Genomic DNA, 13,710 nt, shown 5'->3' with positions numbered 1-13,710 from the left:
ATAGAAAGATGAAAAATTTTAAAAATACATATTTAAGAATTTCACTCCTTTTAAGTTTCATTTTTATTGTTACTGCCAGTTGTGAAAGAGAAGTATCAGACCAAGTTAAATTTGCTACATTTCCAGCAGATGGAGATGTCTTTATAGATGCATTTTCTGCAGGCTTAGACTTCTTTCCGTTTGTTGATGCTGGAGCAGATCCAATGGCATTTAGCGTAGTTACAGATGAAGTCTTTTCAGGAACTTCTGCAATGCGCTTTGATGTTCCTTCATTTGGAAATGGTTTTTTAGGTGCTACCTTTAATACCACTGCTGCTAGAAACCTTTCTGGTTTTGATGCCCTTACCTTTTATGCTAAAGCAACACAATCAGCAAATATAGATGCTATTGGTTTTGGTATTTCTGGAGAAACAAACAATCAGTTTCAAGTAACCATAAATGGCTTGCAAATAAGCACCAGATGGGAAAAATATATAATACCAATTCCAGATGCATCGAAACTTATTGCCGAAACTGGTCTTTTTTGGTTGGCTGAAGGTGCTTCTTTTGAAGGTGATGAAGGTGGTTATACCTTATTTTTTGACGAAATTAAATTTGAAAAATTAGGTACTATTGCCCAACCACAACCAGCAATTTTTGAAGGCCAAAATGCTGTAGAAAATACTTTTACAGGTTCTACTATTTCGGTAAGCGGGCTTACACAAACTTTTAATTTAGGAAGTGGAATCAATCAAACCGCTACGGTAGCCCCTTCTTATTTTGATTTTACATCTTCAGATACAGATATAGCTATAGTTAATGAAAGAGGGGAAATAGCTATAGTAGGAGAAGGAACAGCGCAAATATCAGCTATTCTAGGGGGTGTTGCCGCTAATGGAAGCTTAGAAATTATTTCTGGAGGTGGTTTACAAGCTGCCCCTACACCAATAGTACCACAAGCAAACGTAAGCTCAATTTTTAGTGATGCTTATGTAAATGCTACAGAAAGTAATTTTACGCCTGGTTTTGGTGGGTCTACTACAGAAACTTCAATGACCTCTGCTAATGGAGATGCTGTGTTATCATATGCAAATAACAACTTTACGGGTATTATTTTTAATGCTCCAATAGATGGTACGGAAAGAACCTTTTTACATGTAGATGTATTTGCACAAGAAGCAAATGTAGAAGTAGGAATTCAAATTAGAGATATTGGAGCAGATCAAATATTAGATACAGACCCAGCTAATGGCCTTCCAAGAGGCGATGATAGAGATTTTAGATTTACCTTAAATAACCTTACAGTAGGCGAATGGAATTCTTTTGACATTCCGCTTTCTGGAGATATCACAAACCAAAAAAATAATTTAGGAGCAATTATTCTTGTAGGTGGACCAAACTTCTTACTCGATAATATCTATTTTTTTAATTAATAAATGAGAATTTAAAAAAAGATAAAATGAAATTAGAAAATGTAATGTATAAAATAATAGGAATTTTTGTTCTGATCATTTGTTTTGCAAGTTGCGCTACAGAAGATGAACAAAGGATAGTAAACTTTACAGAATTGGTCATTGCAGATGAGTTTAATACAGATGGAGCGCCAAATAGTGATCTGTGGGGTTTTGATATAGGAACTGGAGAAAATGGATGGGGAAATAACGAACTCCAATACTATACAGATCGTACTGATAATGTTTCCATACAAAATGGAGTACTACTGATAACGGCACGACGAGAAAATTTTCAAGGCTCTGCTTTTACGTCTGCTAGAATGCTTACAAAAGATAAGTTTGAGCAAAGGTATGGCAGATTTGAAGCTAGAATTAGACTTCCTTTTGGTCAAGGAATGTGGCCGGCATTTTGGATGTTAGGAGCAGATATTGACGAAAACCCTTGGCCTGCAGCTGGTGAAATAGATATTATGGAATATCGTGGGCAAAACCCAACCGTTTTAATAGGGAGCATGCATGGACCAGGATACTCTGGTGGTAATGCAGTTTCAAAAGAATTTGTTTTAGAAAACGATCGTTTTGATACCAGCTTCCACGTTTTCGGTATAGAATGGGGACCAGAAAATGTCAACTTTTATGTAGATGACGTATTATACAATCAAATTACTCGCGAAGATGTAACTGGAGAATGGGTTTTTGATAAACCTTTCTTTATTCTAATGAATCTTGCCGTAGGTGGCAGTTTTGTTGGTTCCCCTAACGAAGAAACAGTTTTTCCACAATCTATGTTGGTAGATTATGTAAGAGTATTTAAAAATACAAATGTAAACTAATTGCAAACTAATATTAAATTATAAAGATTATGAAATATTTAATGAATATAGGCAAGTTCATTTTTCTATTTATTTTAAGCATTTCCTTTTTGGGATGTGAGGAAGATGAGGAAGATTTACCAGAGGTAATTGCTGGATTTACTTTCATTCAAAGTCAAACTACTGGAACCGTTGCTTTTACAAATATCTCTGAAGAAGCACAGCGCTATGAGTGGGATTTTGGGGATGGAACTACTTCAACAGAAATTAATCCAATTAAAACCTTCGCAGAAGGCACTTTTACAGTTTCTTTAATTGCTTCTAATATTAGTGGAGCATCCAATACATTCGAAGATGAGATTACTATTGATATCCCAGATACCATGCCTAACTTTGATGGTGGTTTGTTAACCAATGGTGGTTTTGAAGATGGTGGAGATCCTTGGATTGGTAATGCAGTAAATGTACAAACAGAGGGTGGTAATAGCTTTAATTTTGCTAATGTTGAAGTAGCAGGAAATCCATTTGATGTAAACTTGAGCCAAGTAGTAGAAATAACACAAGGCACTAATTATATCTTAACTTTTGATGCTTCATCTGACCAAGCTAGAACATTACTTGCTGGTATAGGATTAAATGAAGCCCCGTTTACTAACACAACTTCAGAAATAAATTTAACTACAGAAACACAAACGTTTACATTACAGTTAAATGCTGCCGATTTTGGAGGAGCTAATAGCCGTGTTTTATTTGATATGGGTGCTGCAGTTGGTGTAGTTGTTATAGATAATGTGTCTTTAGTAGAAGGTGGTGATGGTAGTGATTCTGTTGTTGACGGAGGAGGCGATTTTGATTCAGGATTGTTAATCAATGGTGACTTTGAAAATGGTGTAGACCCATGGATTGGTAATGCCGCTAATGTACAAACAGAAGCCGGAAATAGCTTTAACTTTGCTAATGTAGAAGCAGCAGGAGATCCATTTGCAGTAAACCTTAGCCAAGTAGTTGCAATAACCCAGGGAACCAATTATATTTTAACATTTGATGCTTCATCAGACCAAGCAAGAACTATATTAGCAGGGATAGGCTTAAATGAAGGTCCTTTCACGAATACAGCTCCGGTAGTTAATTTAACTACAGAAACGCAAACCTTTACCTTAAACTTAGCAGCAAACGATTTTGGAGGCGCTAACAGTCGTGTTTTATTTGATATGGGTGCTGCAGTAGGTACTGTAGTAATAGATAATGTTTCTTTAGTAGAAGGTGGTGATGGTAGTGATACAAATGGTGGTGGAAACCCTTTTGATTCAGGATTGTTAATCAATGGAGATTTTGAGAATGGTGTAGATCCATGGATTGGCAATGCAGCTAATGTACAAACAGAAGCTGGTAATAGCTTTAACTTTGCTAATGTAGAAGCAGCTGGAGATCCTTTTGCAGTAAACCTTAGCCAAGTAGTAGCAATAACCCAGGGAACCAATTATATCTTAACATTTGATGCTTCATCAGACCAAGCAAGAACTATATTAGCAGGGATAGGCTTAAATGAAGGTCCTTTCACGAATACAGCTCCGGTAGTTAATTTAACTACAGAAACGCAAACCTTTACCTTAAACTTAGCAGCAAACGATTTTGGAGGTGCTAACAGTCGTGTTTTATTTGATATGGGTGCTGCAGTTGGTACTGTAGTAATAGATAATGTTTCTTTAGTAGAAGGTGGTGATGGTAGTGATACAAATGGTGGTGGAAACCCTTTTGATTCAGGATTGTTAATCAATGGAGATTTTGAAAATGGTGTAGACCCATGGATTGGCAATGCAGCTAATGTACAAACAGAGGGTGGTAATAGCTTTAATTTTGCAGATGTAATGGCAGCAGGAGATCCATTTGCAGTAAACCTTAGCCAAGTAGTAGCAATTACCCAAGGAACTAATTATATCTTAACATTTGATGCATCATCTAACCAAGCAAGAACGATACTGGCAGGGATAGGCTTAAATGAAGGACCTTTTACAAACACTGCCCCGGTAGTTAATTTAACTACAGAAACGCAAACCTTTACCTTAAACTTAGCAGCAAACGATTTTGGAGGCGCTAACAGTCGTGTATTATTTGATATGGGAGCTGATTTAGGTACTGTAGTGATAGATAATGTTTCTTTAGTAGAAGGCGGTGATGGTAGTGATACAAATGGAGGTGGTCCTGGTGGAATTTTTGACTCAGGCTTATTAACCAATGGCGATTTTGAAAACGGTGCAGCACCATGGATACAAGGTGTTGATGATAATAACCCAGCCCCAGTAGTTACTGAAAATGGAAATACTTTTTATTCTATAAATGTTACCAATCCGGATCCGGGAGCTCCTTTTCTTGTTAATCTAAGTCAAAAACTTGCAATAACTCCTGATGCAACATATATGCTAACTTTTGATGCTTGGTCTGATACCAACAGGTCTATTATAGCAGGTATCGGATTAAGTGGAGGAAGTTTTGCAAATACAAATCAAGCCGTTGATATAACCCCTACAAGAGATACGTATTCTATTACTTTAACAGCAACAGGATTTGGTGATGCCACTTCTAGAGTTTTATTTGATTTGAATGGAGCAGCAGGGCTAGTAAATATTGATAATGTTTCTTTAGTACTAGATAGTTCTGGAGGCGGTGGTTCTACTGGTGGAGGTACAAGTTCCAACTTAGCTATTAATGGCGATTTTGAAACTGGTGATATAACTGGGTATGAGTTATTTCAAAATGGTGGTTCTGCTGCATTAGATAATACTTTAAGTAATGGTGGAACTTGGTCTGGTAGAATAGCAACTAATGGTCCTAGTAATCCAGCATTTAAACAAAATTTTCTAGGAGCTGGAGTAGTACAAGCTGGAGATGTAGTTCAAATCCAATTTGATCATGTAGGTACTGTTGTGCAACCTGGAGCAGTATTTAATGTATTACTTTTTGGAGAGAGTGCTGCAGCGGGTGCTTCTTTTACTCACGTATTTAATCCAGCACCTTCTTTAACATCAACTTGGACAACGTTTACAGGTACATTTACTATTCCTGGAGGAACAGATGTTAGTCAAGGTATCTCATTTCTTATAGAGAGTGTTTGTGGAGGTGATGCAGGTTGCAGTGTAATTGCTAATATTGATAATATTTCAGTAATCTTAAATCCTTAAAAAGGAGTAAAGTAATTAAAACCAATAAAAGGTTAGTAAAAAGCAATTTTTGCTAACCTAATTTTTAATCTTTTGCAAATTAAATATCCAACAATAATTCATGTCTGGACAGGATATCTACATCGGTAATTCAAAAATAAATACGCCTCTAAAAGAAGTCATAGGAAAGCAAGTGCAGTTCGAAAATGAATCGTATTACAAAATTTCGAATTATGATACAATGCGACCCTTTTTTATGAGTATCGTAAGCAGTTCCAATCATTGGATGTTTATTTCGAGTAATGGTGGACTTACCGCTGGACGAAAAAATGCAGAATCAGCATTATTCCCATATTATACTGATGATAAAATTACAGAGTCTGCAAAAATAACAGGGAATAAAACCATTTTACAGGTTCATAAAGGAGAACGTATTTCTCTTTGGGAACCATTTTCAGATTCTTTTTCAGGAGCATATCAAATTCAAAGAAATCTTTATAAGAGTGCTCATGGGAATAAGATTGTTTTTGAAGAAATAAATACCGATTTAGGGCTTACTTATAGATATCAATGGAGTTCTAGTAACAAATATGGTTTCATTAAAAAATCTACATTAATAAATACAAGTACCGCTAAAATTCCAATTAGCATTTTAGATGGCATTTTAAATATTATGCCTTATGGAGTGGCTTCTGCTTTGCAAAATGCAAGTAGTAATTTAGTAGATGCTTATAAAAAAAGTGAATTAGAAGAAGACATAGGATTAGGTATATATGCCCTTAGTGCCATTATAGTAGATAAGGCAGAACCAAGCGAGGCTTTAAAAGCTACTACGGTATGGTCCACAGGTCTTGAAAAAAAGATTCACCTTATTTCTACGGTACAATTAGACGCTTTCAGAAAAGGTGAAAAACTAGTACAAGAAACCGATGTAAGAGCAGAAAAAGGGGCATACTTAATCAACGATGAGTTTGTACTGAATGAAAATTCGGAAAAAGAATGGATGATTGTAGCTGAAGTAAATCAATCTAAAGTTGCTATTAGTACTATTCATCAGTTGCTTACATCAAAAAAAGATATAGCTCAAATTATTCAAAAAGACATAGAAGAAGGTTCAAAGACATTAGTAGCCTTAAATGCTGCCTCAGATGGCTTGCAGCTCACCGCAGATAAACTTAGGAATACAAGACATTTTTCAAATACACTTTTCAATATCATGAGAGGTGGAATTTTTGATCATAATTATGAAATTGAAAAAAGCGATTTTCTTAATTATCTTAAAAAAGGAAATAGTACAGTATATAAAACCCATAAAGAATTATTTAAGGAGATAGCTGAGGTATTTACATTAGCAACCTTAAAGCAAATCATAAAAACAGCAACGGATGCTAATTTTAAGCGCTTAGCTTTTGAATATATGCCTTTAAAATTTAGCCGTAGGCATGGAGATCCTAGCCGTCCGTGGAATAAATTTTCCATTAATACAGAAACCGATGATGGTACTAAAGTATTGGATTATGAGGGGAATTGGCGCGATATTTTTCAGAATTGGGAAGCTTTAGCACTTTCATACCCCATGTTTATGGATAGCATGATTCATAAGTTTTTAAATGCAACTACTTTTGATGGCTATAACCCATATCGCGTGACTAAAGATGGGTTTGATTGGGAGATTATAGAACCAGATGATCCTTGGTCTTATATAGGCTATTGGGGAGATCATCAAATTATTTATCTTTTAAAATTTTTAGAGTCTATAGAACAACATTACCCTAAGGCTTTAGAAACGTATTTTGATCAGGATATTTTTGTTTACGCCAATGTTCCTTATAAAATTAAAAGCTATTCAGATATTCTTAAAAACCCTAAAGATACTATTGTTTTTGATGAAGTATTACATGCTAAAATTAATCTAGAAAAGGAGCAAATAGGTGCAGATGGTGCTTTGCTAAAAGATGTAAATAATACTATTTACAAGGTAAATTTAATAGAAAAACTACTTGCAACAGTCCTAGCAAAAGTATCTAATTTTATTCCTGAAGGTGGTATTTGGATGAATACCCAAAGACCAGAATGGAACGATGCTAATAATGCATTGGTAGGGAATGGAGTTTCTATGGTCACCTTATATTATCTAAGGCGATTTTTACATTTTTTTGAAAAAATTATTGAAGCAGCTCCCAAAAATGAATACGAAATATCAACAGAACTCGTTCAGTTTTTCAATGAAGTGCGTGTAACTTTTGTAACGCATATTGCTATACTAAATAAAAGTATTACGAATAACGATAGGAAAAAAATCATGGATGGTTTGGGAAATGCAGGCAGTGACTATCGCGAAAAAATATATACAAATGGCTTTAAAGGAAATATAACATCACTTAGCCAAGAAGATCTTCTACAATTTATACAAATTACTTTAAAGCATATAGACCATAGCATTGATGCAAACCAAAGAGAAGATGCCTTGTACCATGCATATAATCTAATGACCCTTGAAAGTAATTCTGAAGTTTCTATTTCGTATTTATCTGAAATGTTAGAAGGACAGGTAGCGGTATTAAGTTCTGGATATATTTCTAGTAGTGCCTCTCTAAAAGTTTTAGATGCGCTAAAGCATAGTGCGCTATTTCGTAAAGATCAATACAGCTATATTTTATATCCAAATAAGCAATTAGCAAGATTTTCGGAAAAGAATAATATACCTAAAGTAAAGGCAGAGAAATCTAAATTAGTACAAGCACTTTTAAAAGACGAGAATTTTAGTATTGTAGAAAAAACAGGCGATGCAAGCTATCATTTTAATGGAAACTTTAATAATGTAGAGAGCCTAAAACTAGCCTTATCTCAATTGCCTAAAAAATATGATGCACTAGTAGCACAAGAAAAAGAAGTGCTCAGTAATATTTTTGAAGAGGTGTTTAATCATAAAGCCTTTACAGGAAGATCAGGCACCTTTTTTGGTTATGAAGGCTTGGGGTCTATTTATTGGCATATGGTTTCTAAATTACTACTGGCAGTACAAGAAACCTGTATAACAGCTATTGAGAATAAGGAAAGTAAAGAAGTTATAGGGAGATTAATGGAGCACTATTATGAGATAAATGAAGGTATAGGTGTTCATAAGTCTCCAGAATTATATGGTGCCGTTCCAACAGATCCATATTCGCATACTCCAGCAGGTAAAGGTGCGCAACAGCCAGGCATGACAGGGCAGGTGAAAGAAGATATTATCACCAGATTTAGAGAGCTTGGTGTTTTTGTTGCAGATGGTAAGCTACAGTTTAAAACTTGGTTGCTAAGAAAAGATGAATTTTTAAAGGAGGTAAAAACCTTTCATTACATCAGTGTAAATAATAAAAACAAAGAAATAGAATTGCCTAAAGATAGTATCGCTTTTACCTATTGTCAGTTACCGATACAGTATCAAATATCAGAAAACGAGGAGATTGAAGTGGTATTTGCTAATGGAAAAGCAAAAAAAATAAATGGTTTAGAAATTGATAAAGAAACCAGTTATCAAATTTTTGAGCGAACTGGAGTAATTGAACGTATTATAGTTGCTTTTAAAAAATAAAGGCAAAGACGTTAAATAGGCACTTCTATTCAAAATCCAACACGTGTTGGAGTATGAAACGCTCATGATATGAGCAAAACCATAAGCGTATGAGATGCATTAGAAGAAATTGCGAAAGAGTGTTGTTTTTACTGTTAATACTCAGTGTTTTTTCATGTAAAAACGAAGTAAAAAAAGAGAATCAAAAAATTACGGAGAAAGTAGTTATGAATCAAAGTGCAAAAGCTATTTTAGGCAATCCAGAATACCTGGCAATATCTTATGGAGGGTATCGAGAAGTTGATCATGATATAGAGCCCACTATTCCTCAGTTAAAAGATGATATGCGTATACTTTATGCCATGGGTATCCGTATTTTAAGAACCTACAAAGTGCATTTACCCCATGCGTCTAATGTTTTGATGGCTATTAAAGAGTTAAAGGAAGAAGATCCTAACTTTGAGATGTATGTGATGCTAGGGGCTTGGATTGATTGTAAAAATGCATGGACAGATCAAGAACCTAATCATCAACTAGAAAGTGATAGAAATGCTGTAGAAATTACAGAGGCGGTAAGACTAGCTAATGCTTACTCAGATATCGTTAAAGTTATTGCCGTAGGTAATGAAGCCATGGTAAAATGGGCAACCAGTTATTATGTAGAGCCATGGGTGATCTTAAAATGGGTAAATCACCTCCAAGAATTAAAAGATAAAGGAACTTTATCACAAGATTTATGGATTACGAGTTCTGATAATTTTGCTTCATGGGGTGGAGGAGATGCATCATACCATGTAGAAGATTTAAATAAGCTTATTGTAGCTGTAGATTTCCTTTCTATACATACCTATCCAATGCATGATACGCATTATAATCCAGATTTTTGGAAAGTACCAGAAACAGAAAAAGACCTGTCAGATATTGCAAAAATCGATGCAGCGATGCAAAGAGCTACATCATATGCTATGAGACAGTATAACAGTGTAAAAGCTTACATGCAAGGTTTAGGATTAAACAAACCAATACATATTGGAGAAACAGGTTGGGCTAGTGTTTCCACAGACCTATATGGTGCTGGCGGTTCCAAAGCTTGTGATGAATATAAAGAAGGCTTGTATTATAATATGATGCGCGATTGGACTAATAAAGAAGGAATTTCTTGTTTTTATTTTGAAGCTTTTGATGAGCAATGGAAAGATGCGGGAAACCCTGAGGGTTCAGAGAATCATTTTGGACTAATCAATTTAAAAGGCCAAGCCAAGTTTGCAATTTGGAACTTAGTAGATAAAGGAATTTTTAATGGGCTAACAAGAGATGGAAAAACCATCACAAAAACATACGGAGGAAATAAAGACAGTTTATTGGGGGAGGTACTTGTACCGCCAAGTAAATAAACGCTTACAATGATATAAAATAGAATTACTCACTAAAACGAAAAGATATGTCAAATGAAAACACAGTAGTAAATGGCAAAGTGCCATTCGGTCAAAAAGTTGCTTTTGGTGTAGGTATGCTTGCCAATCAAATGTTTCCTGCCGCTTTGGGTATTTTTATGGTAGTTTTAGTACAAGATTTAGGTTTTCCTGGATGGATGTGGGGCGTAATTTATTTTTTTCCAAGACTCTTCGATACCTTCACAGATCCTATTATGGGATATATTTCTGATAATACCAAATCTAAATGGGGACGACGACGACAGTATGTGATTCTAGGTGGTATTATTACAGGTACAGCTTTTATTATGATGTGGCAACTTTATAAAGGAGCTGGAGTCGATTACAACTTTGCCTACTTTATGTTTTGGTCATTTATATTTTACTTAGGGATTACTATTTTTAGTGTTCCTTATGTTGCTATGGGGTATGAGATGAGTAACGATTTTCATGAGCGTACCAGTATTATGGCAACAGCCCAGTGGATTGGTCAGTGGGCCTGGGTAATTGCTCCTTGGTTTTGGATAATTATGTATGATCCAAAGTGGTTTGAATCTGCAGAAGTTGCTACAAGATCACTTGCTATTTGGGTTGGGGTTATTTTTGCACTTTGTGCTATTATACCGGGTATATTTATTAAGAGTCAGTCAACATTAAATGAAGATTATTCCCCACTTAATCTTAAAAGTATAGGAAATAGCCTGAAGGAAATAGGATCAGGTTTTGTGAGTGCGTTTAAAATGAAACCATTTAGACAGTTATGTATTGCTACGTTTTTAGTATATAATGCCTTTATGACGATAGCTTCTTTTTCATTTTTTATTATTGTGTATAAGCTTTTTGATGGTGACGCTGGTGCAGCGGGGATGTGGCCTACTCTTTTTGGATGTTTAGGTGCCCTGGGAACTACTTTTTTTGTGATACCTATTGTGGCTAGATTGTCTAAAACTATGGGAAAAAAGAAAGCCTTCTTAGTATCGCAAGGAATATCAATTGTTGGATACCTTATGTTATGGTTTCTCTTTATACCAGGTAAGCCTTATATGTTCATAATTGCATTACCGTTTTTCTCTTTTGGTATAGGTAGTCTATTTTTATTGATGATGTCTATGACAGCTGATGTTATAGATCTAGATGAACTTAATACAGGGCTTAGAAGAGAAGGTACTTTTGGAGCTATTTATTGGTGGATGGTAAAATTTGGTTTTGCAATAGCAGGAGGTTTAAGTGGAGTTATTATGAGTACGGTAGGTTTTGATTCAGGAGAAACCATTCAACCAGAAGGTGCTGTTGATGGATTACGATTAGCTTTTTCAGGTATTCCTATAATAGGAACTGTTATTGCCATGATTGTAATGCGCAATTATAATGTTACTGAAGAGCGGGCAGGTGAAATTCGTGAGGCATTAGAGAATAGAAAAGCGTTAAATGATTCTGGCTATGCTAAAATGGCTGACTTATCGGTCACTAACTTAAGCGGATTGTCAGAAAAAGAACTAAAAGAAAAACTCCCATATCTTTTTACTACAGATTTTGATTTTAAATCACTTTCTAAAACCGAAATACAAGATAGGTTTAATACAACGCTAAAAACAGGAATGCATGGTATTTGTTTTAGTGCTTACAAACAAGGACAAGAACCAGGAGATGAAATAACAGAAGAACAGATTAGAAAACGTTTAGAAGTGCTAAAACCACATACTAAATGGGTTAGAGTATTTTCTTGTACTAATGGACATGAAAATATACCAAGGATAGCTAAAGAAATGGGCTTTAACACCATGGTTGGAGCATGGATTAACAATAAATTGGAGGAGAACAAAAAAGAGATTGAAAGTTTAATAACATTACTAAAAAACGGTCATGTTGATATAGCTGCTGTAGGTAATGAAGTTTTGTATAGAGATGAGTTAGGCGAAGAAGCTATAATAAATTATATACAGATTGTTAAAAAAGAAGCGGGGCATATTCCTGTGGGTTATGTAGATACCTATTATGAATTTGGAAACAGACCAAAATTAACAGATGCATGCGATATTTTACTTGTAAACTGTTATCCATTTTGGGAAGGGGCAGATATCCAGACAGCAGGCTTTCATCTTCAAGAGATGTATAGAAAAGCTAATGATGCTGCAAATGGAAAAAAAGTTATTATAACAGAAACAGGATGGCCAAGCAAAGGTGAGACAGTTCATTCTGCAGTGCCTTCTAACGAAAATGTAATGAAGTATTATATTAAAACACAGCTATGGGCTAAAAGTAAAAAAGTAGAATTGTTTTATTTTTCTTCATTTGACGAATCTTGGAAAATACATTCAGAAGGTTGGGCTGGAACTTCTTGGGGTTTATGGGATGCTGATGAAAAATTTAAATATAACTAGAACTTTACAATACTGGGAATATGTCATACAGAAAGGAACATCATTTTTCATTAGAAAAAACTAACTTCTCAGAACATGTTGGAGTAGATTTTAGTACCTATTCTGAAGAGGATTTATATGAATTATGGCGAGACACCATAAGGAGTGGGATGCATGGTCTTTGTTTTAGTATATACGAAGACGGTCAAAAACCAGGAGATATTATTACAGAAGAACAGGTGAATAGGCGTATACAAATTATAAAACCATATACCAAATGGGTGCGTTCTTTTTCTTGTATAGAAGGGAATGAACATATTCCTAGAATAGCCTATAAAAATGGACTTAAAACATTAGTAGGGGCCTGGCTAGGAGATGATTTAGATTTAAATGAAAAAGAAATAGATAGTTTAATTTCATTAGCTAAAGAAGGTTGTGTAGATATTGCTGCTGTGGGTAATGAGGTAATGTACCGTGGAGATTTAACAGAAGAACAATTATTAATGTACATCAACCGAGTTAAAGAAGCATTGCCAGGGATAACAGTTGGCTATGTAGATGCCTATTATGAATTTACACAAAGACCAAATATTGCAGAAGCTTGCGATGTTATTTTATCTAATTGTTACCCATATTGGGAAGGGTGCCCTATAGCATATTCTTTAAACCATATGCAACAAATGTATGGGCAAGCTAAAGATGCTGCTCAGGGTAAAAAAGTAATTATTACAGAAACTGGTTGGCCAAGTCAAGGCGGTAGTTTTGAAGGCGCAATTTCTTCTAAAGAAAATGCTATTAAGTATTTTATCAATACTCAGGTTTGGGCAGCAGTAGATAATATTGATGTTTTCTACTTTTCCTCTTTTGATGAATCTTGGAAAATAGGGGATGAAGGTGATGTTGGAGCCTACTGGGGGCTTTGGGATAAAAATGAAAAACTTAAATTTTAATATACCGC

The 13,710-nt window shown here is 35.0% G+C and carries 7 protein-coding genes; all 7 read left to right on the top strand.

Translation table 11 applies throughout. The features are described from left to right. Positions 1 to 8 precede the first annotated feature (8 nt). The 7 genes from ACZ451_RS00425 (at position 9) to ACZ451_RS00395 (ending at position 13,702) form a co-directional block, all read left to right on the top strand. Entirely contained in the window at positions 9 to 1,412 is a 1,404-nt protein-coding gene (locus ACZ451_RS00425) for a glycosyl hydrolase family 16 (protein WP_464215101.1), read from the top strand. A 26-nt stretch (positions 1,413 to 1,438) separates the two neighbouring features. Next, positions 1,439 to 2,266, top strand: coding sequence for a glycoside hydrolase family 16 protein (locus tag ACZ451_RS00420; protein WP_464215100.1), 828 nt, complete (start codon positions 1,439 to 1,441; stop codon positions 2,264 to 2,266). 29 nt (positions 2,267 to 2,295) lie between these two features. Further along, positions 2,296 to 5,424, top strand: coding sequence for a carbohydrate binding domain-containing protein (locus ACZ451_RS00415; RefSeq protein WP_464215099.1), 3,129 nt, complete (start codon positions 2,296 to 2,298; stop codon positions 5,422 to 5,424). 100 nt (positions 5,425 to 5,524) lie between these two features. Continuing rightward, on the top strand, positions 5,525 to 8,980 hold the full coding sequence (locus ACZ451_RS00410) for a hypothetical protein (protein ID WP_464215098.1): 3,456 nt from the start codon (positions 5,525 to 5,527) through the stop codon (positions 8,978 to 8,980). Between the two features lie 89 nt (positions 8,981 to 9,069). Then, a complete protein-coding gene (locus ACZ451_RS00405; RefSeq protein WP_464215097.1) occupies positions 9,070 to 10,353 on the top strand; it encodes a glycosyl hydrolase family 17 protein in 1,284 nt (427 codons plus the stop codon). Positions 10,354 to 10,400: 47 nt separating this feature from the next. Next, complete coding sequence (locus tag ACZ451_RS00400) at positions 10,401 to 12,773, top strand: MFS transporter (RefSeq protein WP_464215096.1); 2,373 nt, start codon at positions 10,401 to 10,403, stop codon at positions 12,771 to 12,773. A 20-nt stretch (positions 12,774 to 12,793) separates the two neighbouring features. Next, positions 12,794 to 13,702 (top strand): glycoside hydrolase family 17 protein, encoded by a 909-nt coding sequence (locus tag ACZ451_RS00395; protein WP_464215095.1) that lies wholly within the window; start codon positions 12,794 to 12,796, stop codon positions 13,700 to 13,702. The last annotated feature ends 8 nt before the right edge of the window (positions 13,703 to 13,710 follow it).

This window comes from Allocellulophaga tsushimaensis (genome assembly GCF_055383085.1).
The sequence above is the reverse complement of the archived record's forward strand: the minus strand, read 5'-3'. Positions and strand labels throughout refer to the sequence as shown.